Origin of the sequence: Streptomyces sp. NPDC088350 (genome assembly GCF_044753545.1) — a bacterium.
Taxonomy (GTDB): domain Bacteria; phylum Actinomycetota; class Actinomycetes; order Streptomycetales; family Streptomycetaceae; genus Streptomyces.
Window position 1 is genome coordinate 99,864 of record NZ_JBIVNL010000004.1, and the last position, 25,053, is coordinate 124,916.

The window sequence follows — 25,053 nt, forward strand, 5'->3', positions numbered from 1 at the left end:
TCACACCCGCCCGGTACCGTCGAACCATGTCCAACCAGACGGCGAATCCGGGGAACCCGACAGGCGAGCGGCATCTCGCCGTCCTCGAAGGTGTCCTGGAGCGGATCACCTACGCCAACGAGGAGAACGGCTACACGGTCGCCCGTGTCGACACCGGCCGCGGCGGCGGAGACCTGCTGACCGTCGTCGGCGCGCTGCTCGGCGCCCAGGCCGGTGAGTCCCTCCGGATGGAGGGCCGCTGGGGCTCGCACCCCCAGTACGGCAAGCAGTTCACCGTGGAGAACTACACGACGGTCCTCCCGGCCACCATCCAGGGCATTCGCCGCTACCTCGGCTCAGGCCTCGTCAAGGGCATCGGACCCGTCTTCGCCGACCGCATCACCCAGCACTTCGGCATGGACACCCTCCAGATCATCGAGGAGGAGCCCAAGCGCCTCATCGAGGTCCCGGGGCTCGGCCCCAAGCGCACCAAGAAGATCTCCGACGCCTGGGAGGAACAGAAGGCGATCAAGGAGGTCATGCTCTTCCTCCAGACCGTCGAGGTGTCCACGTCGATCGCGGTGCGCATCTACAAGAAGTACGGCGACGCGTCCATCTCTGTCGTCAAGAACCAGCCGTACCGCCTCGCCTCCGACGTCTGGGGCATCGGCTTCCTCACCGCCGACAAGATCGCCCAGTCCGTCGGCATCCCGCACGACAGCCCGGAGCGCGTCAAGGCGGGCCTCCAGTACGCCCTTTCGCAGGCCACCGACCAGGGCAACTGCTATCTCCCCGAGGAACGCCTGATCGCCGACGCGGTCAAGCTGTTGCAGGTCGACACCGGCCTTGTCATCGAGTGCCTCGCCGAACTCGCCCTCCCGGACGAGGAGTCGGGCGACCCCGGTGTCGTACGGGAGAAGGTCCCCGGCCCCGACGGCAGCCCCGACCCCGTCACCGCCGTCTACCTCGTCCCCTTCCACCGCGCCGAACTCTCCCTCGCCGCCCAGCTCCGCCGCCTGCTGCGCACGGAGGCGGACCGTATGCCCGGCTTCCACGACGTGGCCTGGGACAAGGCGCTGGCCTGGCTGAAGGGGAAGACGGGCGTGGAGCTCGCGCCCGAGCAAGAGGCCGCCGTCCGGCTGGCGTTGACGAAGAAGGTGGCCGTTCTCACCGGCGGCCCGGGGTGCGGCAAGTCGTTCACCGTGCGCTCGATCGTGGAGCTGGCCCGCGCGAAGAAGGCCAAGGTCGTCCTCGCCGCCCCCACCGGCCGCGCCGCCAAGCGCCTCGCCGAACTCACCGGCGCGGAAGCCTCAACTGTCCACCGCCTCCTGGAACTCAAGCCCGGCGGCGACGCGGCCTACGACAAGGACCGTCCCCTGGACGCCGACCTGGTCGTGGTCGACGAGGCCTCCATGCTCGACCTCCTCCTCGCCAACAAGCTGGCCAAGGCCGTCCCCCCAGGAGCCCACCTCCTCTTCGTCGGTGACGTGGACCAGCTCCCCAGCGTCGGCGCCGGCGAGGTGCTGCGCGATCTGCTGGCCGACGGCGGTCCCATCCCCGCCGTACGCCTCACGCGCGTGTTCCGGCAGGCGCAGCAGTCCGGCGTGGTCACCAACGCGCACCGGATCAACTCCGGGCAGCACCCGCTCACCGACGGCATGAAGGACTTCTTCCTCTTCGTCGAGGACGACACCGAGGAGGTGGGCCGGCTCACCGTGGACGTGGCGGCGCGGCGGATTCCGGCCAAGTTCGGGCTCGACCCGCGCCGGGACGTCCAGGTGCTCGCGCCCATGCACCGGGGACCGGCGGGCGCGGGCAACCTCAATGGACTGCTGCAACAGGCGATCACGCCCGGCCGCCCCGACCTCGCGGAGAAGCGGTTCGGCGGCCGGGTCTTCCGGGTCGGCGACAAGGTCACCCAGGTCCGCAACAACTACGAGAAGGGCGAGAACGGCGTCTTCAACGGCACGGTCGGCGTCGTCACCTCACTCGACCAGGTCGACCAGCGCCTCACGGTGCTGACGGACGAGGACGAGGAGGTGCCGTACGACTTCGACGAACTGGACGAGCTGGCGCACGCCTACGCGGTGACCATCCACCGCTCCCAGGGCAGCGAGTATCCGGCCGTGGTGATCCCGGTCACCACGGGCGCGTGGATGATGCTTCAGCGGAACCTGCTGTATACGGCCGTGACCCGGGCCAAGCAACTCGTCGTGCTGGTCGGATCCCGCAAGGCGATCGGCCAGGCGGTGCGCACGGTCTCGGCGGGCCGACGCTGCACGGCACTGGACTTCAGACTGACCGTAAAAAATGATCGATCAAATGAGTCATGAAGGTCACACAGCACTTCCAGATGCCGGGGTGGAGGGGGCAGGATGAGCAGGTTGGCGGCACTGAGTGCCGCCAATAGGCCCAATGGTCGACCCCGAGTGCACTCTCCTGCGCCAAATGGGGGATGGTAGAGACAGTCAGGGCAACCTCGAAGAAGAGGCACAACGTCGGTGAGGGATGACGTGAGCGACAACTCTGTAGTACTGCGGTACGGCGACGGCGAGTACACCTACCCGGTGATCGACAGCACCGTCGGCGACAAGGGCTTCGACATCGGGAAGCTCCGCGCCCAGACCGGTCTGGTGACACTGGACAGCGGTTATGGAAACACCGCCGCCTATAAATCCGCCATCACCTACCTCGACGGTGAGCAGGGCATCCTCCGGTACCGCGGCTACCCGATCGAGCAGCTGGCCGAGCGCTCCACCTTCGTGGAGGTCGCCTACCTGCTGATCAACGGCGAGCTGCCGACCGTCGACGAGCTCACCGTGTTCAAGAACGACATCACGCAGCACACCCTGCTGCACGAGGACGTCAAGAACTTCTACAAGGGCTTCCCGCGCGACGCCCACCCGATGGCGATGCTGTCGTCGGTCGTCTCGGCGCTGTCCACCTTCTACCAGGACAGCCACAACCCGTTCGACGAGAACCAGCGCAACCTCTCCACGATCCGGCTGCTCGCGAAGCTTCCGACGATCGCGGCGTATGCGTACAAGAAGTCGATCGGCCACCCGTTCGTCTACCCGCGCAACGACCTCGGCTACGTCGAGAACTTCCTGCGCATGACCTTCTCGGTCCCGGCGCAGGAGTACGACCTCGACCCGGTCGTCGTCTCCGCGCTCGACAAGCTGCTGATCCTGCACGCGGACCACGAGCAGAACTGTTCGACCTCCACGGTCCGCCTGGTCGGCTCCTCGCAGGCCAACATGTTCGCCTCGATCTCGGCCGGTATCAACGCGCTGTGGGGCCCGCTGCACGGCGGCGCCAACCAGTCCGTCCTGGAGATGCTGGAAGGCATCCAGGCCAACGGCGGCGATGTCGACTCCTTCATCCGCAAGGTGAAGAACAAGGAGGACGGCGTCCGCCTGATGGGCTTCGGCCACCGGGTCTACAAGTCCTTCGACCCGCGCGCCAAGATCATCAAGTCCGCCGCGCACGACGTCCTCTCGGCCCTCGGCAAGTCCGACGAGCTGCTGGACATCGCGCTGAAGCTCGAAGAGCACGCGCTGTCCGACGACTACTTCGTCTCGCGCAACCTCTACCCGAACGTCGACTTCTACACCGGCCTGATCTACCGGGCGATGGGCTTCCCGACCGAGATGTTCACGGTCCTGTTCGCCCTGGGCCGCCTGCCGGGCTGGATCGCGCAGTGGCACGAGATGATCAAGGAGCCCGGCTCCCGCATCGGGCGCCCGCGCCAGATCTACACGGGTGTCGTCGAGCGCGACTTCGTGCCGGTGGAAGGTCGCTGACCGCTCCGCCGGGGTCCGCGGTTCGTTTGCTGCGGGCCCGGTGGGGGCTGGTCGGGCCCGCGCGGCGGAGCCGCACATGTCACAGCCCCGCGCCCCTAACGGGGCGCCGCACTGCACCGGTACTCAAAGAAGAAGGCGCCCTGCCGACGGTCCCCCCACGGGCCGGCGTACAGGGCGCCTTCCCATGTCCCGGTGCGGATTCCCCCCACGGGATCCGGCCGGGCGCCTTTGAGAAACCAGCGCCTGAATCGCTGTCGTACCAAAGCTCGATGGATCTGAGCTTCGTTGAGCAGAACGAGCAAAACTCCTCGTACTACTGGGTGGAGCCAGTGATGTGTGCGGTTGGCCGGGACATCGCACGTCGAGAGGGCCGCTCAAAGCTCCCCGGTGTACGTGTCCCGGCAACGCAACTCTGAGGAAGTCCCCCAAGACATCCTCAGATGCCAGTTCGCGCCCCCCAAGACGCTTGCTGACATCGTCAACTTAGACCTTCGAACCCCTTCGATGGTTACGTTCACATCACTGTGATCTGCGTCTCTTGCATATGTCCGTTAGGTGCGCAAGAGCCCCGATGTCGTGGTCGGGGCCCCAGCGTAAGGATGATGCGCGAGCCTTGTGAAGAGCTTATGTGAGGCCGTCGTCGGTCTCTAGAGGGACTCTTACTTCGGGCCCCCGTAACTCCCGGTAACTTTGCGGAACTTCAGCGAAATGTCCGGAGTCGCAGGCTGTTGGAGACCACGAACACCGAGGAGAAGGCCATCGCGGCCCCCGCGATCATGGGGTTCAGCATGCCCGCGGCGGCCAGCGGGAGCGCCGCCACGTTGTATCCGAAAGCCCACACGAGATTGCCCTTGATGGTGCCGAGCGTCCTCCGGGACAGCCGGATCGCGTCCGCGGCCACCCGCAGGTCCCCGCGCACCAGCGTCAGATCGCTCGCCTCGATCGCCGCGTCCGTCCCGGTGCCCATCGCGAGCCCCAGGTCGGCCGCGGCGAGCGCGGCGGCGTCGTTGACCCCGTCGCCCACCATGGCGACGGTCCGTCCCTCGCCCTGCAACCGTCGGACGACGGCGACCTTGTCCTCGGGCAGCACTTCGGCGATGACATCCCCGGGGGCGATCCCGACGGCGGCGGCCACCGCTTCCGCGACCGCGCGGTTGTCGCCGGTCAGCAGCACCGGGGTGAGTCCGAGGGCGCGCAGTGCGCGTACGGCCTCGGCGCTGGTCTCCTTGACCGCGTCGGCGACCGCGACGACCCCGCGCGCCTCCCCGTCCCAGCCGACCACCACGGCCGTACGTCCGCCGCTCTCGGCCTCGGAGCGGGCGCGGGCCAACTCCTCCGGAACGGCGTCGAAGAGGCGCCCCACGGCCACCTCACGGCCCTCCACGCGCCCGCGCACGCCACGCCCCGGCACGTTCTCGAAGTGCTCGGCCGACGGCAGCGGTCCCACCCGCTCCTCCGCGCCCGCCGCCACGGCCCGCGCGACGGGGTGCTCGGAGGCGTGCTCCAGGGCCCCCGCGAGCCGCAGCAACTGCCGCTCGTCGGTGCCCTCGGCGACGTAGACCTCCTGGAGGGTCATGCGGCCGGTGGTGATCGTGCCCGTCTTGTCGAGGACGACCGTGTCGACGCGGCGGGTGGACTCCAGGACCTCGGGGCCCTTGATCAGGATGCCGAGCTGGGCGCCGCGGCCGGTGCCGACCATGAGGGCGGTCGGGGTGGCCAGGCCCAGCGCGCACGGGCAGGCGATGATCAGTACGGCGACGGCGGCGGTGAACGCGGCGGCCGTGTCGCCGGTGACAGCGAGCCACGCCGCGAACGTGCCGACCGCGATCAGCAGCACCACCGGCACGAAGATCCCGGAGACCCGGTCCGCGAGCCGCTGCACCTCGGCCTTGCCGTTCTGCGCGTCCTCCACCAGCCGCGCCATCCGCGCGAGTTGGGTGTCCGCCCCGACCCGGCTCGCTTCTACGACGAGCCGCCCGCCGGCGTTCACGGTCGCACCGGTGACCGTGTCACCCGGTGCCACGTCCACCGGCACCGACTCGCCGGTCAGCATCGACGCGTCGACCGCCGAGGCGCCCTCGACGACGGTGCCGTCGGTCGCGATCTTCTCCCCGGGCCGTACGACGAAACGGTCACCGACCGCCAACTCGGTCACCGGGACCCGCACTTCACGCCCGTCGCGCAGAACTGCCACGTCCTTGGCGCCCAGTTCGAACAGCGCGCGCAGGGCCGCTCCCGCGCGGCGCTTGGAGCGGGCCTCCAGATAGCGGCCCAGCAGGATCAACGCGACGACTCCGGCGGCGACTTCGAGGTAGATCGTCGAGGCGCCGTCCGTGCGCGAGACGGTGAGGCGGAACTCGTCGTGCATGCCGGCCATGCCCGCGTCGCCCCAGAACAGCGCCCACAGCGACCAGCCGAACGCGGCCAGCGTGCCGACGGAGACGAGGGTGTCCATGGTGGCGGCGCCGTGCCGCGCGTTGGTGAACGCGGCCTGGTGGAACGGGAGTCCGCCCCAGACGACGACCGGCGCGGCGAGGGTGAGCGCGAGCCACTGCCAGTTGTCGAACTGCAGGGCCGGGACCATCGAGAGCAGCACGACGGGCAGCGCGAGGAGGGCGGAGACGGTCAACCGCCCGCGCAGCGAGGCGAGTTCGGGATCGGCCTCAGGAGCGGACGGTGTCTCCGGCTCCGGCGGTGCGGGTTCCTCGGCGGTGTACCCGGTCTTCACCACGGTCGCGATGAGATCGGCGACCCGGATGCCCGCCGGATAGCTGACCTTCGCCTTCTCGGTCGCGTAGTTGACCGTGGCGGTGACGCCGTCCATGCGGTTGAGCTTCTTCTCGACGCGGGCCGCGCAGGAGGCGCAGGTCATCCCGCCGATGAGCAGCTCGACCTCGGCGGCTTCGGGGGCCGCGGCTATCGGTGTGTCTGCGGTGGTACCGATCGTGGTGGTGCTTGTCATGTCCGGACTCCAGACATCGGACCGGACCGCACGGAGCCAGTATCAGCTGGTCGGCACGGCCCGGTCGGAGAACAGAAGTGTGACGCGGGTGCCGATCAGGCCTGGCCGACGAGCTCGAAGCCCGCCTCGTCGACGGCCGCGCGGACGGCCTCGTCGTCGAGCGGGGCGGCGGATACGACGGTGACCTCGCCGGTCGACGCGACGGCCTTCACCGAGCTGACACCGGGCAGCCCGGAGATCTCGCCGGAGACGGAGCCCTCGCAGTGTCCGCAGCTCATCCCGCTCACCTTGTAGACGGTGGTGACGGAACCCTGGGTGTCGGTCTGGGCGGTCATGTCGTTCTCCTCGTGGAGGCGTGTGGAGGCGATGGGGGTCGGAGTGGCCCACGGTGGCTCGCTCTGTCCCCGACACTATACCCCTAGGGGGTATTTCTCCAAGAGGGGTCGAGGCGGGCCAGTGACCGCACCCAGGCGATGCCGAGCAGTGCCACGAGGGCCATGCCGCCCACCGAGAACATCGTGAAGAGATGCTCCTGCTGGTCGGTCGGCGTCGGGATGTACCCCTGGGCGAACAGCTGCCTGTCCAGGCCCGCGCCCGAGAGCCGGGCCACCAGCCAGATCGCGATGCCGTGCGTCGAGTCCCACAGGGCGTGCAGCAGCGAGACGCCGAGATACGTGGCGACGGCCGGGCCGGTGAAACGGAAGCGCCCGTTCAGCTGCCGGTAGGAGAGCAGGACGGCACCCGCGACCGCCGTCCACAGGCCGTGCCCGAAGGGGGCGAGGACCCCGCGCAGGATCTCGGTCTCCAGGAGGGCCCGCAGATCGATGCCCTTGGTGGAGACGGCCGCGTTGAAGGCGTACCCGGCGCTCTCCAGGGCCGCGAAGCCGAAGCCGACCGTCGCGCCGAGCACCAGACCGGCGCGGATCCCGTGCAGCCGGGGCTGCCGGCGCAGCACGAACATCAGCGCCCCGAGCTTCACGGCCTCCTCGATGAGACCGACGCCGACGAACATCCACAAGGAGGGGTGCAGCAGGTAGTACTCCATCACCGAGGCGCCCAGCACCCCGAGCGTGCCGCCGGTCAGGAAGCAGCCGAGGATCACGCTGACGCCCAGGTCGCGCCCGTGCCGCTCGTAGGCCCACAGGACGAAGGTGACCGGCACCAGGAAGCTGCCGAGCAGGATCAGTGTCGGCAGCAGTGTGGTGTTCTTCGTCGCGTACGTGACCAGCGCCGTCAGCACCCACAGCGCAAGACCGCCGCCCAGGCAGTGCTTCCACAGGCCGGTACGGATCTGGGGGTACGTCGGCGGCGGCTGCTGAGGCCCGGGGATACGGGCCCGGGGCGCGCCGGGCGGCGGAGAGTAGGTCACGGCAAATCCCCTCGTACTCCTACAGGGCAGATTTACCGGCACTTTATGGTAGATACGCCTCATGTCGCAGTCCGGGACGCTCGTCCTGATCATGGCCATCGCCGTACTGGCGCCCCTGCCGGCCTACGGCATCGGCCGGTGGCTCCCGGTCCCGCTGGTCATCTTCGAGATCCTGCCGGGCATTCTCGTAGGCCCGGACGTACTCGGCTGGGCGGGCGACGGACAGGTGACCGACACCCTGTCCCACCTCGGTCCGACGTCTACGTCGGTACGGCCCTCACCAGCACCGCCCTCGGCACGGCCCTGCCGGTGCTGCGCGACGCCGGGGACCTGCACTCGCGGTTCGGGTCCGTGATGCTGGCGTTCGGCGCGGTGGGGGAGTTCGCGCACCGGGTTGGTTGCGGAAAGCGCATGACCGGTTCGGTTTGAGCGAGGGCGGCGGTGAGCGCCCCTTCAGGGGCGCGGGGCTGCATCAATGTGCGGCTCCGCCGCGGGGCGCGACCCGCCACGATGTACCCGCAGACCACAACGGCGATGGGAGCCCAAATGAAAGCGGTGGTGTTCGAGCAATACGGTGACCCCGCCGAGGTACGGGACGTACCCGACCCCCACCCCGCAGCCCACGGAGTGACCGTGAGGGTCGAAGCCACCGGCCTCTGCCGCAGCGACTGGCACGGCTGGCAGGGCCACGACCCCGACATCACACTCCCGCATGTACCGGGCCACGAACTCGCCGGTGTCGTAGAGGAAGTCGGCACCCGGGTGACCAACTGGCACCCCGGCGACCGCGTCACCGTCCCGTTCGTGTGCGCCTGCGGAACCTGCGGAGCCTGCGCGGCAGGCGACCAGCAGGTGTGCGAGCGGCAGACCCAGCCGGGCTTCACGCACTGGGGTTCCTTCGCCCAGTACGTGGCGCTGGACCACGCCGACGTGAACCTGGTCGCGATGCCGGACGAGATGTCCTTCGCGACGGCGGCCTCGCTCGGCTGCCGGTTCGCCACGGCGTTCCGCGCGGTGGTGCAGCAGGGGCGGGTCGCGGCGGGGGAGTGGGTCGCGGTGCACGGCTGCGGCGGAGTCGGCCTGTCGGCGGTGATGATCGCGGCGGCGTCGGGCGCCCGTGTCGTCGCCGTCGACGTCTCGCCCCAAGCGCTGGACCTGGCACGGAAGTTCGGGGCGGCGGAGTGCGTGGACGGCACGCGGACCCCGGACACGGCACAGGCGGTACGCGACCTGACGGGCGGCGGCGCCCATCTCTCCCTGGACGCCCTGGGCTCACCGACGACCTGCGCCGCGTCGGTGAACGGCCTGCGCCGCCGGGGCCGCCACATCCAGGTGGGCCTCCTCCCGTCTCCCTCCGGTACGACCCCGGTCCCCATGGCCAGGGCGATCGCCCTGGAACTCCAACTCCTCGGCAGCCACGGCATGGCCGCCCACACCTACCCGCCCATGCTGGAGTTGGTCAGGACAGGAGCACTGCGCCCCGACCTCCTGGCCACCTCCACGATCACCCTGTCCGAAGCACCCGCCGCCCTGGCCGCGATGGGCACGGCACCGGGGGCGGGGGTGACGGTCATCGAACCGTGGAGCTGACCTCCGGACGGCAACCGCATGGGCCGTCACCGATCCTGCGCAGGAACCAGATGCCCCGCGACGCTCCGCAGCTTCTCGCAGGTCTCCTCGTGTTCGCGGGGTGGGCGTGACTGCGGGACGATTCCGGCGCCGGCCTGGAGCCAGCAGTGGCCGTCCTGTTGGAAGACGCTGCGCAGGACGAGCGCGGCGTCGAGGGCGCCGGAGGAGTCGTAGGTGAGGACGGCGCCGGCGTAGAGGCCGCGGGGTTGCTCCTCCAGGGTGCGGATCAGGTCGTAGGCGGGTGTCTTGGGGATGCCGGTGGCGGTGACGGCCGGGAAGAGCGCGGCGAAGGCCTGCCAGGGGGTGCGGTCGGCGCGGAGGTGGCCGACGACGGTGGAGGCGAGGTGCTGGACGGTGCCGCGTTCCGCGACGGTCATGTACTCGGTGGTGCGGGTGTCGTCGCAGACGAGGGCGAGGTCCTCCAGCGCGAGTCTCACGGAGATGGCGTGTTCGTGGATCTCCTTCGGGTCGCTGAGGAGGTCGGCGCGCAGTCGGGCGTCCTCGTCCGGTGCGCCGCTACGGGCCCGGGTGCCGGCCAGCGGGCGGCTCACCACCCGTCGGTCGGCGGTGACTTCGGCGACGGTCTCCGGGCTGAAGCCGGCCGCGCCGATCCCGCCGAGTTCCAACAGGAAGGACCGTGCGGGGGTGTTGGCCCGCCGCCCCGCGACATAGGTGGCGGTCAGATCCAGCGGCACGGGCACCGCGACCCGCCGCGACAGGATCACCTTCGTCAACGGGCCCGGCCCGCGCAGGTCGTTCAGGGCGCAGGCGACGGCCTCGCGATAACCGCCGCCGTCCTCCAACGGCACACTGACCCGCTCGGTGGACTCGGGGTCACCCGACTCCCCCCGGTCACGGACGAGCCCGACCAGCCGGTCCAGCTCGCCGGGTTCCGTCGCGCGCAGCAGCACCCGGTCGCCCTTCACCCGCACCTCGACGGCCGGCACGACCAGATACAGCAGGTCTTCCCCGCCGTGGACGTCACTCGGGCGCGCCCCCGCCAGCGCCGCCCCCAACTCGAAGGCCGCCCAGCCGTAGACCCGCCACCGGGTCATCGGCAGCGCTGCCAGCCACTCGTCGACGGCCGACAGATCCCGCGCGCCTTCCGCACGGCAGATCTCGCGGCCCAGCCGGAACGTGGCGAGCACGCCGCCGGCGTACGACCATTCCGGGCCGTTCTCGTACACCGCGTACTGGTCGTACAGGCCGCCGCGGGCGAGCCGGGCCATGAGGGTGAGGGGATCCTCCGTCAACGGCTCATAGGTCTCGCGGTAGTTGACAAGCTGGTCGGTGGTCATCGCGCGGTCTCCTCTCCCGGGCGGCGGCCCAGCGCGCTGATCAGGGGGTAGGAGTTGACGACGAAGCGCGGGTCGGCCAGCAGGGCGAGAAAGGCGTCCACCTCGTCGGCCGTGACACCCAACTCCGTGAGGCCGTGGGCGACTTGCTCGGTGTTGGCGTGGTGCAGGGCGATCCCGTCACCGCCGCCGGGCCACGCCTCCGCGTATGTCGTCGCCGTGACCTCCGTCAGTCCCGCCCGCAGCATCGCCCGCACCACGTGCCGGCCCCAGAGCGGTTCGGCACCGGCCTTCTCCAGCAGGGTCATCAAGGCGCCGTGCACGCGCTCGAAGAGCAGCGCCGCGCTGTCGTCGGGCGCGGCGAGCACAGGAGTCCAGCCGCAGTCGAACTCCTCGACGACCAGCCAGCCGCCCGGCCGCAGCGCCCCGGCCAGCAGCTCCAACACCCGTAGCCGTTCCGGCAGATGGAGCAGCACCAGCCTCGCGTGCACCAGGTCGAAACCGTCGCCGGGCAGCGGATCGCGGGTGATGTCGTGCCGCAGCAGCCGTACGTGCGCCGCCCATGGCCGGGACGCGGCGCGGGCAGGCTCGATGTCCGTGACCGTCACCGCGCCCTCCGGCCCGACCCGTTCACCCAGCCAGTCGCCCAACGAGCCACCGCCACCGCCGATTTCCAGGCATCTCCACCCGGGGCCGATCCCGGTCCGCTCCAGCGCATTTCTGGACGCGATGTCATAGCGGGATTCGAGTACGGAAAAACGTCCGGCCGTCTGGGTGGCCGCGTTGTCGAACGCATAGGGGGACATGCGCGCCTCTCGGGTCGCGGGAATACGGCACGAGAAATGGTCACATCCCGAAAGGCGGCGATACAGGGGGTGGCCGAGGGAAGCGGAATCACACCGACAATAAGTGGATTGTCGTATGACTACGCGTGCGCTCCCGTGGCCGCGCTACGCGCTGATCAGCACATGTGCGCCCTTTCGGTACCCGGATTCATCCGCTGCACTGAACATCGTACGACCGGTGAAAAGCGGTATTTAAGGGGGTGTTTCGCATGGGTGAAGAATGCGTTTCCGGTGACTTCACGTCCTGTGTTCGGCGGGAGTTTCCCGCCCTCGCCCACAATGTCTATCTCGACAGTGCGTGCATCGGAGTCGCGCCTTTGCGGGCCGTTCGGGCCGTGACGGATCTGGTCCAGGGAATGCAGTACTGCCCCGCCGAATCGGGCACCGACATGCACGGCCGGCTCAATGAATCGCGGGCGGCGGCACGCCCGTTGGCCGCGCGGCTCATCGGTGCGGAACCGGGCGACATCGCCCTGATGGAGAGCGCGACCCACGGACTGAAGACCGCCGTGGAGTCGCTGCCGCTGAACGCGGGGGACCATGTCCTCATCCCCGACCTGGAGTTCATCCAGATGGGCGTCCTGTGGCGGCAGCTCAAGGACCGGGGCATCACGGTACGGACGGTGCCGCACGACCCGGACGGGTGCGTCGGCGTGGACGCCGTACGCGCGCAACTGACCCCGGACGTCAAGGTGTTGGCCCTGAGTTCGGTCCAGTGGACCAACGGGTTCCGGGCCGATGTCGGCGTCCTGTCCGAGCTGTGCCGCGCGCGAGGTGTCTGGCTGGTCGTGGACGCGGCGCAGCATCTGGGCGCGCTGCCGTTCCATGTGCGGCGGACCCCCGTGGACATCCTCGTGTGCGGCGGGCACAAGTGGCTGTGTTCGCCGTTCGGCGCCGGATTCATGTACCTGGACCCCGCCGTCCGGTCACGGCTGCGCCGGCCCCTCGCCGGCTTCTTCGCGGCCCGGCCGCCCGCCCGCACCTGGGGCGAAGCGTTCCTGCGCACCGACATCACCCCGCTGCGCGACTACGAGTTCACCGAGGACGCGTACGCCTGGGAGACCGGCGGCACCGGCAACTACCCCGGGGCGGTGGGCCTTTCGGCGGCGCTCTCGCTCTTCCTCGAACTGCGCCCGCAGCGCGTCGAGGCCCATCTGCGCACCCTCACCGACTACTTGGCCGAGGGTCTCGACCGGCTCGGACTCACCGTCGTCAGCCCCCGCGAGGCCCGCCACCGCTCCGGCATCCTCACCTTCGGCACCGGTGGCTCCGGCACCGACCTGTCGCTGCTGCGGTGGCTGCTCGCCGCCGGGATCGCCGTCAGCGTCCGCTACACGTCCGGGGTGGGCGGTGTCCGCGTCAGCTGCCATGTCTACAACACGCTCAGGGACATCGACGCGCTCCTCGAAGCCGCCGAGGACTGGCAGCGGCGCCCCCACCGTCCCCGGCGGGCGACCCGGCCGGCCACGGAACACCCCGCCGACGCCCCGCGTTCCGCCGCCGCCCAGATCGTCCGGCAGCGCGCGCTGATCGACGCCCTCGACGACGACCTGATCGGTCTGATCACCGCCCGCGACGGGGTCAGCCGGGGCATCCGCCGCTCCCGCGTCGAAGGGGCCATGTCCCGCACCGACCTGGCGCGCGAACGCGAGATCGTCGAGCGCTTCCACCACCGCCTCGGCCAGGACGGCACCCGGCTGGCCCTGGAACTCCTGCGCATGTGCAAGGGCGACACATGAAACCCGGCGGCAGGACGGTCACCGCGGCCGTCGCCGTGGCGGCCCACCGCCCCTTCTCCGTCCGGGACGTGGAGCTCGAACAGCCGCGCCACGACGAGGTGTTGGTACGGATGGCGGGCACCGGTATCTGCCACACCGACCTCATCTGCCGCGACCAGTGGTTCCCGGTACCGCTCCCGGCCGTGCTGGGCCACGAGGGCGCGGGCGTCGTCGAGGAGACCGGTACCGGGGTCCACGACCTCGACCCCGGCGACCGCGTGGTCCTGAGCTTCAACTCCTGCGGCGGCTGCCGCGCCTGCGCCTCGGGCCGCCCGGCCTACTGCGCCGGCTTCCTCGCCCACAACTTCGCCGGCACCCGCCCCGACGGCTCGACCCCGCTGCGTGAGGGCCAACTCCCCGTCCACGGCGCCTTCTTCGGCCAGTCGTCCTTCGCCGGCCACGCGGTCGTCGCCCGCCGGTCCGTGGTGAAGGTGGACACGCACCTCCCCCTCGAACTCCTCGGCCCGCTCGGCTGCGGCCTGCAGACCGGCGCCGGAGCGGTCCTCAACTCCCTGCGCTGCGAACCCGGCAGCAGCATCGCGGTGTTCGGGGCGGGCGCGGTCGGCTGCGGTGCCGTGATGGCGGCCGTGGCCGCCGGGTGCGCGACCGTCGCGGTCGTCGGCCGCAACGCGTCCCGGCTGTCCCGGGCGAAGTCCGTCGGCGCGACCCACACGATCGACGCCACGGACACCGACCCCGTCGCCGAACTCCGCGCCCTCACCGGCGGTTTGGGCGTCGACTACAGCGTCGAGGCCACCGGCGCACCGCAGATGCTGCGCCGGGCCGTCGACTGCCTTGCACAGGAAGGGATTTGCGGACTCCTCGGCGCGGCGGCCCCGGGCACCGAGGTGGCCCTGGACATGTCCGGTCTGCTCTTCGGACGCCAGGTGCGCGGCATCGTCGAGGGCGACAGCACGCCCTCCGTGTTCATCCCGGCCCTGCTCGACCTGTACCGCAGGGGCCGCTTCCCCTTCGACCGGCTGATCTCGCTCTATCCGCTCGGCCAGATCAACAGGGCCGTCGCCGACATGCGCGACGGACACGTCGTCAAGCCCGTCCTCACCTTCCTCGGAGGCCCCGCGTGAACGTCCCCTTCAACGCCGCCACCTACCTCCTGGACCGCCAGATCGCCCGCGGCCTCGCCGACCGCCCCGCCCTCGTCGGCCCCCGCTCGACCCTCACCTACGGCGACCTCGCCGCCCGCGTCGCCACCGCGAGCGCCGGCTGGCGGGCGCTCGGGGTACGCCCCGAGGAACGCGTCCTGATCCACGCGGCCGACGGCCCCGAGACGGTCGTAGCGCTGCTGTCGCTCATGCGGGCGGGCGCCGTGCCGGTCCCCGTGTCCACGATGAGCACACCGGCCGAACTCACCGCGCTCGTCGCCGACTCGCGCTGCCGGCACGTGCTCGCCGGAGCCGAGTTCGGCGAGCGGACGCGGGCGGCGCTGCGGGACACCGCGGCCGTGCCCGACCTGGTCGGCGTGGTCGTCCTCGACGACGCGCTCGCCCAGCCGCCGCCCCCCGTCCAGCGGATCCGCTGGGAACACCTGCTCGCGGCGGGCGAGTCGGCCGCCCCCGCCGACCGCTCGGCGGACCGCACCACCGAGGAGTCGCCCGCCCTGTGGCTCTACACCTCCGGCACCACCGGCACCCCCAAGGCCGCCGTGCACCGCCACGCCTCCATCCGCTTCGTCGCCGAGCACTACGGCCGGCAGGTGCTCGGCCTGCGCCCCGAGGACCGCTGCTACTCCGTCGCCAAGCTCTTCTTCGCCTACGGCATCGGGAACTCCTGCTTCTTCCCCCTCGCCGCCGGAGCCGCCGCCGTACTCGACCCCGCCCCGCCCACCCCCGAGACCATCGCCCGCCGCCTGGCCGAGGACGCGCCGACCGTCTTCTACGGCGTCCCCACCTCCTACGCGGCGCTGCTGCGCGCCGAGTCCGTGCCCGACGACGCCTTCCGGGGCGTACGGGTGGCGGTCTCGGCCGGAGAGCCGCTGCCGCCGGAGCTGCAGCACCGGTTCCGGGCGCGCTTCGGGATCGACCTGGTGAACGCGATGGGCTCGACCGAGGCCCTGCACGTCTTCCTCTCCAACCGCCCCGGCGACTGCCGTCCGGGCACCCTCGGCACCCCCGTGCCCGGCTACGAACTGCGCATCGACGCCCCGCCCGGTGAACCCGGCGTCCTGAAAGTGCGCGCCCCCTCGGCGGCCGGCGGCTACTGGTGCCGCAGCGCCGCGACCCGCACGGTCTTCCGGGGGGAGTGGATCGACACCGGGGACCTCTTCACCCAGGACGCCGACGGCCACTACGTCTGCCACGGCCGCGCCGGCGACATGATCAAGAGCGGCGGCATCTGGGTCACCCCGACGGAGGTCGAGAACCGGCTCCTGGAACACCCCGACGTGGCCGCCGCCTGCGTGGTCGCGGCCCCGGACGCGGACGGTCTCGACCGACCGGTGGCCTGTGTGGTGCCGGCGACGGAGCACCCCCTCGACGAGGCCGCCCTGATCGCCTTCTGCCGCGAGACCCTCGCCTCGCACAAATGCCCCCGCCACGTCCGCACCGTCACCTCCCTCCCCACCACCGGCACCGGAAAGGTCGACAGACGCCGGGTGGGCCGGGAGACCCGCGCCCGCCTGTCCCTGGAGAGAGACGGTCGGCGGACTCCGGACCAGCCCGCGACTCCACGCGTCCCGGGACAGGCGGCGGCCTCGCGGGTTCCTGAGCAGACCGCGGTCCCGCGCGTTCCGGGACAGGCCGCGTCCCCACGGGTTCTGGACCAGTCCGTGGTCCCGCGTGTCCCGGAGCACGCCGCGTCCCCGAGCGCCCGCGACCAGGCCGAGTCCCTGCGGGTTCCGGGACAGGCCCTGGCCCCCCGTGTCCCGGACCAGACCGAGTCCCCGCGTGCCCGGGACCACGCCGCGTCCCCGCGCGTCCCGGACCAGTCCGCGCCCCCGCCCGACAGCTCACCCGCCCCCGCCCCTGCTTCCGCTCCCACCCCCACGTCCGCCTCCGCCCCCGCCCGAACCACCCCCAGGAGCCGACTCGCATGACCGTCCTCACCTCCGTCATCGCGCCCCCCGCCCCCAACCCCGTGGACCTGCTCTTCCACACCGCCGGCAGGCTCGCCTCGCACCAGGAGGCCGTGCCCAACGTGGGTGTCGTCCTGCATCTGACCGGCGACGCCCCGGACCTCACGCCGCTGCGCGAACGCGTTGCCCGCCGGCTGCACCGCCTGCCCTGTCTCACCCACGTCCTGACGGCCGCCGACGGACCGCCCCGCTGGGTACCCCGCGCACCCGACCTGACGGAATACGTCACCGAACGCCGCGTGACGGCCGGTCCCGGCTGCCTGGACGACACGGTCCGCGAGCTGCTGCACAGCCCCCTGCCCACCGACACCCCGGCCTGGCGGTTGGTCGTCCTCTCAGGGCACGCCACCGGCACCTACTGCCTCGCCCTGATCACCCACCACGCCGTCCAGGACGCCGCGAACCTCGTCACCGTCGTAGAGGTCCTCCTCGGTCCCGACGACGACACCCCCGGCACGTCCGCCGCCGCCCCCGACACCGGACGACTCCCGGCGTCCGAACCGCGCCGGCTGCTCGACGCGGCGGCCTTCATCTGGCGCAACACCCGCCCGCACGGCCTGTGGAACGACCCCGAACGGCCCCTGTCCGCCCGCCGGCACGTCCTGTGGCAGGAGGTGCCGACCAGCCTGCTGCGGGACACCGGCCGCGCCTACGGCGGCACCGCCAACGACGTCCACCTGGCCGCCGTCACCCACGCGGTCGGCCGCTGGGCCGCCGAACACCGCCCGGACGCCGACCGCGACCCGCTGCCGGTGATGCTCCCGGTCAACCTCCGCACCCCCGCCGAAGCGGGCCTGCCCGGCAACCGTTTCCACCTCGCCCGCCTCGACCTGCCCGGCGGCCCCATGACCCCCACCCGCCGACTGCGCCGTACCCTCCCCGCCACCGAACCCCTCAAGGACCCGTCGTACCGGCGGGAGTTGCACCGCATGACCACCCAGGACCCGCAGTCCTACGGCCAGTTGATCGCCGCGAGCGCGGCCCCCGACCGATTGACCGTCGTCGGCTCGATCTTCCGCATCGACACCCGGTTCGCGTACGAGGGCGACCCGGTCGACCGCGTCGTACCGATCATCTGCTGCCCCGAAGGCTTCCCCCTCACCGTCGGACTCTTCCTCTACGGCGGGACGTCCACCGCCTCCTTCCAGATCGACCGGTCCCTGCCCGGCGCCGAGGAGATCCCCCGGCTGTGGCGCCGGGCCGTCGACGACATGGCCTCGTGCGCACCCGGAGGCGACCGGTGACGGCCCCCGCGTTCGAGGACCGGGCGGCCCTGGTGGTCTCGGCGAGCCGTGGCGTGGGGTACGCCATCGCGGCCGAACTCGCCCGCCAGGGCGCGTCGGTGGCGCTCACCGCCCGCACCGAGGAGCCGCTGCGCGAGGCGGCCCGCACGATCCGCGAGGAGACCGGACGGCGCGTGCTGCCGATCACCGCGCACAGCCGGGAGGAGAAGGACAGGCGGGCCGCCGTCGAGGCGGTGATGGACACCTTCGGACGGCTCGACCTGCTGGTCTACACGACGGGTATCAACCCCGCCCTCGACACCCCGGCGATCGACCTCGACCTCGACTGTCTGCGCAGGATGTTCGAGACGAACGTGCTGGGGGCGCTCCACTTCACCCAACTCGCCTGGCATGCCTGGATGAAGGACAACGGCGGCTCCGTGCTGATGATGAACACGGTCGCCGCCGACGCGGTGTTCCGGATGCCGGCGTACAGCGCGACCAAGGCAGGACTGCTCCGCCTCACGGAGGACCTCGCCGACCAACTCGCCCCGCGGGTACGGGTCAACGCCATCGCCCCGGCCTTCGTACGGACTCCCTTCATGGACTCGATCACCACACTCCCGCCGGAGACCATCGCGGCCGGCTACCCGCTCGGCCGCATCGGCGAGACCGAGGACATCGCCCACGCGGCGGCCTTCCTGCTCTCGCCCCGCGCCTCCTGGATCACCGGTGTCACCCTGCGGGTCGACGGCGGCAAGTCGATCGCCGCCGTGACCCACGACCGCCCGCACCCCGCCCCGGGCCGGCCCGTCCACTGACGCGACCGACCCGCCCGGACCCGGGACCGGCCCAGTCGCCCTTACGGCCCCGGGACCGGCTCAGTCGTCCTAAGGCCCCAGGACGACCGGCTCAGTCGTCCCTACGGCCCCGGTTCCCGGGCCGGGAGGCGACCCAGGCGCGGACCGTGTCCGCGTACCAGAACGGCTTGCCGCTCTCCACATGGTCGGGCGGGGGCAGCAGGCCGTGCTTGCGGTAGGAGCGGACGGTGTCCGGCTGGACCCGGATGTGGGCCGCGATTTCCTTGTACGACCAGAGCCGTCGGTCGGTCATGGGTGCACCTCCCTGCGCGCGCCGCGGCGGCGGCCGGGGGCGGCCGTCGGGGGAGCCGTGCGCTGCGCTGGCGATCACAAAGCCTGTGTCCGGTCAACGACACAGAGTGAGGAAGGGGCAGTGCCTGTGGGCCGGGTGTGACGCAAGACCCGCGTACACGCGACATGTGTGACACGAGGGGTGCTTTTGTGACAGAGGTGACGCAAAGGCGCACGCTGGCGCATGGGCGCGGCGCGTTGACTGTCACCGCCAAAGGCGACTACCACCGGCAATGGTGACTGTCGGCCGTGAAGAGGGGCGCGGCAAGGTAGGCCGAACCCGCTGCGCCGGGCCCGGCCCACCAGCTTCCCCGCATCCCCCGTTCCCCCGTCCCCCGTGCCCGACGACCCACTGGAGGCCTGCGCATCCCCAGGAGTCAACCGGCCAGGTGATCAGCCTGCATCAGCTCGCCCGGCCGGTCTTGGAGAAATCCGCACTACGGCCCGGAGCGAGCAGCAGACTCGTCGCCTCGCCCGGCATCCGGTCCCCGGCCGGCAGCCCGGCCCGCCCCGCGGGCGGACTCACCCGGGCCACCGTGAACTGGCCCGGCGTGCACCCCGTCATCGCCCTGAACTCGCCGCTCAGATGCGCCTGGTCGTAGAAACCGCAGACCGCCGCGGTCTCCGCCTGGCTGCGGCCGGACGCGAGGAGCCGCCGGGCGCGCTGCAACCGCAGTACGCGGGCCGCCGCCTTGGGGCCGAGTCCGATCTGTTCCCGGAAACGGTTCTCCAACTGCCGTACGCTCCAGCCCACTTCGTCGGCGAGGTGGGGCACCGGCACCGCGCCCCAGGTCCGCACCAGCTCCGACCAGGCCCGCACGACCCGCGCCGAACTCGGCGTACCGGCCGCCGACCAGCGGGTGAACACGTCGTCCAGCAGCCCGAATCGGGCGTCCCAGGTCGGCAACGCGGCGAGCGCGGCGGCCAGTTCGCCGACACTCGCCCAGCGGGAGCCGAGGTCGTGGGGCAGTTCGTCGGGATCGACCACCCGGTCGGCGAGTTCGTGCTGAGCCGTCCCGAACAGCGTGAACGCGGCCCACGGCGTCAGCAGCACCTCGACCCCCGCGAGCCGCCCACTGTGCTCACCGAGCGCGGCGGTGGTCGTGGGCCCACAGAACACGGACGCCAGCTCCGCCGTCTCCCGCCCGGCCCGAGAGATCCGCACGGCTCCTTCGAACCCGAGGAGCAGGGTCGCGGCCCCGATGGGTGCCTCAAGCCGGGCCCGGGGCCGGGACAGAGCGAGCCGTATCCCGCGATAACTGATCACCCCGGGCCGAAGCCGAGGATGGGGCACCCCGAGCACGGTCTCCCAGGACCCATCGGGCCCATGCCCGGCACGAATGCGCACAACAGCAACAGACATCCACTGATAGTCCTACGGGACTACGGCGCCGGTAAGGGGCGCGGGGACCTGCGCGACAAGCCACAGCGGACCCGCACCCGAAAAGCGACCCATCATGGCCGTCAGTGTGCAAGCCCTTACTGTCAACCCGTCCACGTCTCGTCCGAATGTCTGGACAAAACATTGACAGGGCTCAGGTCACGGGACTACAAACCGTGGAGAGCCGAAACGAATGGGGAAGTCGATGGCGTACGACCTGATCACCATGGGGCGGATAGGAGTGGACCTCTATCCGCTGCAGACGGGCGTGCCGCTGCCCCAGGTGACGACCTTCGGGAAGTTCCTCGGCGGCTCGGCGACGAACGTCGCGGTGGCCGCGGCCCGCCTCGGCCGCGCCACGGCCGTGATCACGCGCACCGGCGACGACCCCTTCGGCACCTACCTGCACGAGGCGCTGCGCGACTTCGGCGTCGACGACCGCTGGGTCACCCCGGTCCCCGGACTGCCGACCCCGGTCACCTTCTGCGAGGTCTTCCCGCCGGACGACTTCCCGCTGTACTTCTACCGGCAGCCCAAGGCCCCGGATCTTGAGATCGACGCCCACGATCTGGACCTGGACGCGATCCACGAGGCCCGCATCTTCTGGATCACCGGCACGGGTCTGAGCGAGGAGCCCAGCCGTACGGCCACGCTCGCGGCCCTCGCCCACCGCGCCAAGTCCGGTACGACGGTCTTCGACCTCGACTGGCGGCCCATGTTCTGGAAGGACCCGAGCGAGGCTCGCCCCTTCTACGAGGAGGCCCTCCGGCACACCACCGTCGCCGTCGGCAACCTCGACGAGGTGGAGGTGGCCACCGGCGTACGCGAGCCGCACGCCGCCGCCCGCGCGCTCCTGGACGCCGGTGTCGAACTCGCCGTCGTCAAGCAGGGCCCCAAGGGCGTCATCGCGGTCAACCAAGCCGGCGAGTCCGCCGAGGTGCCCCCGCTGCCCGTGACCGTCCTCAACGGACTCGGCGCCGGTGACGCCTTCGGCGGCTCCCTGTGCCACGGCCTGCTGGCCGGCTGGGACCTGGAGAAGATCATGCGGCACGCCAACGCGGCCGGCGCGATCGTCGCCTCGCGCCTGGAGTGCTCGTCCGCGATGCCCACGGCTCCCGAGGTCGAGGCCGCGATCGCCGCCGGAGCGGTGCTGTGAGGGCCGGCCGCGTGGCGGGCGCCGAGCACGAACGTGAGGGCGGCGACGGAAACAGGGACGGGGACGGCGTGACGCACGCGCACGGGGACCACGGGGGCGGTGACGGCCTCTCCGGTCACGAAGGCGGCTCCGGCAACCCCGGTCCCGCAGACAACTTCGCCCCCACCAGTCCCACCGGCAACTCCGTCCCCACCAGTCGCGAGGACAGCTCCGGCCCCTCCGGTCACGACAGCGGCACCGGCGGAGGCCCCCGCGTCGACATCTCCGAACTCGTCCGCGTCCGCACCCGCCACCCCGAGGCGATCGCCGAGGCCGCCGCCCGCCGCGTCCGCCGGCCCCTCCTCAACGACGCCGGCCGGCTGATGATCGTCGCTGCCGACCACCCGGCCCGGGGCGCGCTCGGCGTCGGCGACCACAAGTTCGCCATGGCCAACCGCGCCGACCTCCTCGAACGCCTCTGCCTCGCTCTGTCCCGGCCCGGCGTCGACGGCGTCCTCGCGACCGCCGACATCCTCGACGACCTGCTCCTCCTCGGCGCCCTCGACGGCAAGGTCGTCATGGGCTCGATGAACCGCGGCGGCCTCCAGGGCGCCGGCTTCGAACTCGACGACCGCTTCACCGGCCACCGCGCCCAGGACATCGAGCGCCTCCGTTTCGACGCGGGCAAGCTGCTCCTGCGCATCGACTACGACGACCCGGGCTCCCTCACCACCCTGGAGTCCACCGCCCGCGCCATCGACGACATGGCCGCGCGCCGACTCCCGCTGTTCGTCGAGCCGTTCATCAGCCGCCGCACCGACGAGGGCAAGCTGAAGAACGACCTGTCCGCCGAGGCCGTCACCAAGTCCATCGCCATCTCCTCGGGCCTGGGCGGCACTTCGGCCTACACCTGGCTCAAACTCCCGGTCACCGAGAACCCGGACGACATGGCCCAGGTCATGGAGACCTCCACGCTCCCCGCGGTCCTCCTTGGCGGCGAGGTCGGCGACGACCAGGACGGCGCCTACGAGAAGTGGCGCGGCGCCCTCCAACTCCCCACCGTCCGCGGCCTGGTGGTCGGCCGCTCGCTGCTGTACCCGCCGGACGGGGACGTCTCCGCCGCCGTGGACACCGCCGTAGGACTGCTGTGAGGGCCGCCCTGTGACGATCATCCGGCACAGTGAGCGGACCGTGCTCCTGCTCAGTGGTGGATGTACCGTGCGAATTACGGACGAAGAGTTCCAACTCCTGGGCAGCGAAAGCGTGTTCGCCCAGGCCAAGATCGCCTCCGGCGCGGGAGGCCGCTTCGCCCTGGCAGGAGCGAAGTGCGAGCGACGACTCCCCGCTCGCTACGGCCCCGCGCCGGAGGTCTCCCACACGCCCGACGACCCTGCGTGTCGGAACGTGCGCACTGAGGTTCCCGGTGCCGGGCATCGAGTCGTAGTGGGTCGCGGAGCCGTACCGCAGTGGCAGATCTGGTTCCACCCGGCCCACGTAGAAAGCACAGAGGTTTTCCGATGACCTCAACGACGAGGCTCACGGTCGCGCAGGCGCTCGTACGCTTCCTGTCCGCCCAGTACACCGAACGCGACGGCGTACGACGGCGGTTGATCGGCGCGACCTGGGGCATCTTCGGCCACGGCAACGTGGCCGGCCTCGGCCAGGCCCTCATCGAGTACGCCGACGACATGCCGTACCACCAGGGCCGCAACGAACAGTCCATGGTTCATGCGGCAGTTGGCTACGCCCGCCAGTCCAACCGCCTGTCCGCCCACGCCGTGACGACGTCCATCGGCCCCGGCGCCACCAACCTCGTCACCGGCGCCGCCCTCGCCACGGTCAACCACCTCCCGGTGCTGCTCCTCCCCGGCGACACCTTCGCCACCCGCGCCGCCGACCCGGTGCTCCAGCAGCTCGAAGTCCCGTACGCGGGCGATGTGTCGGTCAACGACTGCCTGCGCCCGGTGTCGAAGTACTTCGACCGGATCACCCGCCCGGAAGCGCTGATCCCCGCGGCCCTCAACGCCATGCGCGTACTCGCCGACCCGGTGGAGACGGGCGCCGTAACTCTCGCGCTCCCGCAGGACGTTCAGGCCGAGGCCCACGACTGGCCGGACGACTTCTTCGCCGAACGCACCTGGTACGTGAGGCGCCCGGCCGCCGACCCGACTGAACTGGCCGAGGCGGTAAGGGCAGTTCGGGAAGCCAAGAGGCCGCTCGTCGTCGCGGGCGGCGGAGTCCACCACAGCCGTGCCGAGTCCGTCCTCGCCGAGTTCGCGTCGGCCACCGGCATCCCGGTCGCGTCCACGCAGGCCGGCAAGGGTTCCCTGAACCACGACCACCCCCAGGACGTCGGCGGTATCGGCCACACCGGCACCGCGACCGCCGACGAACTCGCCCGGCTGGCCGACCTGGTGATCGGAATCGGCACCCGCTACACCGACTTCACCACCGCCTCCGGCACCCTCTTCGAACGCCCCGGCGTCCGCTTCCTCAACCTGAACATCGCCGCCTACGACGGCCACAAGCTCGCCGGACAGCCGCTGATCGCGGACGCCCGCAGCGGACTGGCCGCGCTGGCAGGGGAGTTGGGCCCGGACGGCTACCGGGTCGCGCCCTCGTACATCGCCGAGTACCGCGAGGACAAGGAGCGTTGGGAACAGCGCGTCGACGCCTGCTACGAGGCCGAGGAACCCGACGTACGCCCCACACAGCCCCAAGTGCTGGGCGCGCTGGACGAGATCGTCGACGCGTCGGACATCCTGATCAACGCGGCCGGTTCGCTCCCCGGAGATCTGCACAAGCTGTGGCGGACGCGGTCGTTCGACCAGTACCACGTGGAGTACGGCTACTCCTGCATGGGCTACGAGATCCCGGCCGCGATCGGCGTGAAGCTGGCTGCCCCGGACCGGCAGGTGTGGGCGCTGGTCGGCGACGGCACGTATCTGATGATGCCGACGGAGATCGTGACCGCCGTACAAGAAGGCATCGCGATCAAGGTGCTGCTGATACAGAACCACGGGTACGCGTCGATAGGCGGCCTGTCGGAGTCGGTGGGCGCCGAGCGGTTCGGCACGGCGTACCGCCACCGTTCGCCTGCCGACGGTTCCTACACGGGCGCCCCGCTGCCCGTCGACCTCGCCGCCAACGCGGCCAGCCTCGGCATGCGCGTGCTGCGCGCGAAGACCGTCAGCGACCTGCGCGAGGCGCTCGCCGCGGCGCGGGCCGCCGACACTCCCACATGTGTCTACGTGGAGACCGAAACCGCAGACACAGTGTCGGGCGCGCCTCCCGCGCAGGCCTGGTGGGATGTACCTGTGGCCGCGACCGCGACCCGGTCGTCCGCGGTCAAGGCACGTGAGCTGTACGAACGGCACGTCTCCACCCGACGCCGCCATCTGTGAAGGAGTAT

Annotated in this window: 18 protein-coding genes and 2 pseudogenes; 13 read left to right on the top strand and 7 right to left on the bottom strand. The window is 71.1% G+C overall.

The annotated features are described in order from the left end of the window. The first annotated feature begins 26 nt into the window (after positions 1-26). Together ACIQBL_RS14340 and ACIQBL_RS14345 are read left to right on the top strand one after the other, a co-directional pair. Positions 27-2,312: an ATP-dependent RecD-like DNA helicase gene (locus tag ACIQBL_RS14340; RefSeq protein WP_401940955.1), complete on the top strand. Its 2,286-nt coding sequence runs from the start codon at positions 27-29 to the stop codon at positions 2,310-2,312. A gap of 180 nt (positions 2,313-2,492) precedes the next feature. Next, positions 2,493-3,782, top strand: a complete 1,290-nt coding sequence (locus tag ACIQBL_RS14345; RefSeq protein ID WP_401940958.1) for a citrate synthase — start codon at positions 2,493-2,495, stop codon at positions 3,780-3,782. Positions 3,783-4,482: 700 nt separating this feature from the next. On the opposite strand, the gene ACIQBL_RS14350 is transcribed toward ACIQBL_RS14345, so the two are convergent. The 3 genes from ACIQBL_RS14350 to ACIQBL_RS14360 form a co-directional block, all read right to left on the bottom strand. Beyond that, positions 4,483-6,744, bottom strand: coding sequence for a heavy metal translocating P-type ATPase (locus tag ACIQBL_RS14350; RefSeq protein WP_401940961.1), 2,262 nt, complete (start codon positions 6,742-6,744; stop codon positions 4,483-4,485). Between the two features lie 95 nt (positions 6,745-6,839). Continuing rightward, positions 6,840-7,079, bottom strand: a complete 240-nt coding sequence (locus tag ACIQBL_RS14355) for a heavy-metal-associated domain-containing protein (RefSeq protein ID WP_019056516.1) — start codon at positions 7,077-7,079, stop codon at positions 6,840-6,842. Positions 7,080-7,162: 83 nt separating this feature from the next. Continuing rightward, positions 7,163-8,113: a PrsW family intramembrane metalloprotease gene (locus ACIQBL_RS14360; RefSeq protein ID WP_401940963.1), complete on the bottom strand. Its 951-nt coding sequence runs from the start codon at positions 8,111-8,113 to the stop codon at positions 7,163-7,165. Between the two features lie 61 nt (positions 8,114-8,174). Here ACIQBL_RS14360 and ACIQBL_RS14365 point away from each other — a divergent pair. Both ACIQBL_RS14365 and ACIQBL_RS14370 read left to right on the top strand, forming a co-directional pair. Continuing rightward, positions 8,175-8,533: pseudogene (locus ACIQBL_RS14365) on the top strand (cation:proton antiporter); the annotation flags it as partial. A 126-nt stretch (positions 8,534-8,659) separates the two neighbouring features. Continuing rightward, a complete protein-coding gene (locus ACIQBL_RS14370) occupies positions 8,660-9,703 on the top strand; it encodes a zinc-dependent alcohol dehydrogenase family protein (protein WP_401940965.1) in 1,044 nt (347 codons plus the stop codon). Between the two features lie 26 nt (positions 9,704-9,729). Here the strand turns inward: ACIQBL_RS14370 and ACIQBL_RS14375 are convergent, their stop codons facing one another. Both ACIQBL_RS14375 and ACIQBL_RS14380 read right to left on the bottom strand, forming a co-directional pair. Continuing rightward, positions 9,730-11,040 (bottom strand): salicylate synthase, encoded by a 1,311-nt coding sequence (locus tag ACIQBL_RS14375; RefSeq protein WP_401940967.1) that lies wholly within the window; start codon positions 11,038-11,040, stop codon positions 9,730-9,732. After that, positions 11,037-11,843, bottom strand: coding sequence for a class I SAM-dependent methyltransferase (locus tag ACIQBL_RS14380; protein WP_401940970.1), 807 nt, complete (start codon positions 11,841-11,843; stop codon positions 11,037-11,039). The genes ACIQBL_RS14375 and ACIQBL_RS14380 overlap by 4 nt, the downstream gene beginning before the upstream one ends. A 248-nt stretch (positions 11,844-12,091) precedes the next feature. Here ACIQBL_RS14380 and ACIQBL_RS14385 point away from each other — a divergent pair, with 248 nt between their 5' ends. The 5 genes from ACIQBL_RS14385 to ACIQBL_RS14405 are packed head-to-tail and all read left to right on the top strand — an operon-like array spanning position 12,092 to position 18,795. Next, positions 12,092-13,621: an aminotransferase class V-fold PLP-dependent enzyme gene (locus tag ACIQBL_RS14385; RefSeq protein WP_401940972.1), complete on the top strand. Its 1,530-nt coding sequence runs from the start codon at positions 12,092-12,094 to the stop codon at positions 13,619-13,621. Next, positions 13,618-14,745: an NAD(P)-dependent alcohol dehydrogenase gene (locus ACIQBL_RS14390; RefSeq protein WP_401940975.1), complete on the top strand. Its 1,128-nt coding sequence runs from the start codon at positions 13,618-13,620 to the stop codon at positions 14,743-14,745. Before ACIQBL_RS14385 ends, ACIQBL_RS14390 begins: the two co-directional genes overlap by 4 nt. Next, positions 14,742-16,712 (top strand): benzoate-CoA ligase family protein, encoded by a 1,971-nt coding sequence (locus ACIQBL_RS14395; RefSeq protein ID WP_401940977.1) that lies wholly within the window; start codon positions 14,742-14,744, stop codon positions 16,710-16,712. The genes ACIQBL_RS14390 and ACIQBL_RS14395 overlap by 4 nt, the downstream gene beginning before the upstream one ends. Continuing rightward, positions 16,709-17,995, top strand: coding sequence for a wax ester/triacylglycerol synthase domain-containing protein (locus ACIQBL_RS14400; RefSeq protein WP_401940979.1), 1,287 nt, complete (start codon positions 16,709-16,711; stop codon positions 17,993-17,995). Before ACIQBL_RS14395 ends, ACIQBL_RS14400 begins: the two co-directional genes overlap by 4 nt. Next, positions 17,992-18,795 carry an SDR family oxidoreductase gene (locus ACIQBL_RS14405; protein WP_401940981.1) on the top strand — a complete coding sequence of 268 codons (804 nt, stop codon included), beginning with the start codon at positions 17,992-17,994 and terminating at the stop codon, positions 18,793-18,795. Before ACIQBL_RS14400 ends, ACIQBL_RS14405 begins: the two co-directional genes overlap by 4 nt. A 91-nt stretch (positions 18,796-18,886) precedes the next feature. Here the strand turns inward: ACIQBL_RS14405 and ACIQBL_RS14410 are convergent, their stop codons facing one another. After that, positions 18,887-19,087, bottom strand: coding sequence for an AlpA family transcriptional regulator (locus ACIQBL_RS14410; protein WP_200691293.1), 201 nt, complete (start codon positions 19,085-19,087; stop codon positions 18,887-18,889). A 441-nt stretch (positions 19,088-19,528) separates the two neighbouring features. Then, the gene (locus tag ACIQBL_RS14415; RefSeq protein ID WP_401942494.1) at positions 19,529-20,362 is read right to left on the bottom strand and encodes a helix-turn-helix domain-containing protein; all 834 of its coding nucleotides are present in this window, start codon (positions 20,360-20,362) and stop codon (positions 19,529-19,531) included. A 349-nt stretch (positions 20,363-20,711) separates the two neighbouring features. On the opposite strand from ACIQBL_RS14415, the gene iolC reads away from it, so the two are divergent. The 4 genes and pseudogenes from iolC to iolD all read left to right on the top strand — a co-directional run bounded on the left by iolC (position 20,712) and on the right by iolD (position 25,045). After that, a complete protein-coding gene (gene iolC, locus ACIQBL_RS14420) occupies positions 20,712-21,662 on the top strand; it encodes a 5-dehydro-2-deoxygluconokinase (protein WP_401942497.1) in 951 nt (316 codons plus the stop codon). A 260-nt stretch (positions 21,663-21,922) separates the two neighbouring features. Then, positions 21,923-22,792: a deoxyribose-phosphate aldolase gene (locus tag ACIQBL_RS14425; RefSeq protein ID WP_401942500.1), complete on the top strand. Its 870-nt coding sequence runs from the start codon at positions 21,923-21,925 to the stop codon at positions 22,790-22,792. Positions 22,793-22,820: 28 nt separating this feature from the next. Continuing rightward, a pseudogene (locus ACIQBL_RS14430) lies at positions 22,821-23,012 on the top strand (5-deoxy-glucuronate isomerase); the annotation flags it as partial. A gap of 146 nt (positions 23,013-23,158) precedes the next feature. After that, on the top strand, positions 23,159-25,045 hold the full coding sequence (iolD, locus tag ACIQBL_RS14435) for a 3D-(3,5/4)-trihydroxycyclohexane-1,2-dione acylhydrolase (decyclizing) (protein WP_401940984.1): 1,887 nt from the start codon (positions 23,159-23,161) through the stop codon (positions 25,043-25,045). The last annotated feature ends 8 nt before the right edge of the window (positions 25,046-25,053 follow it).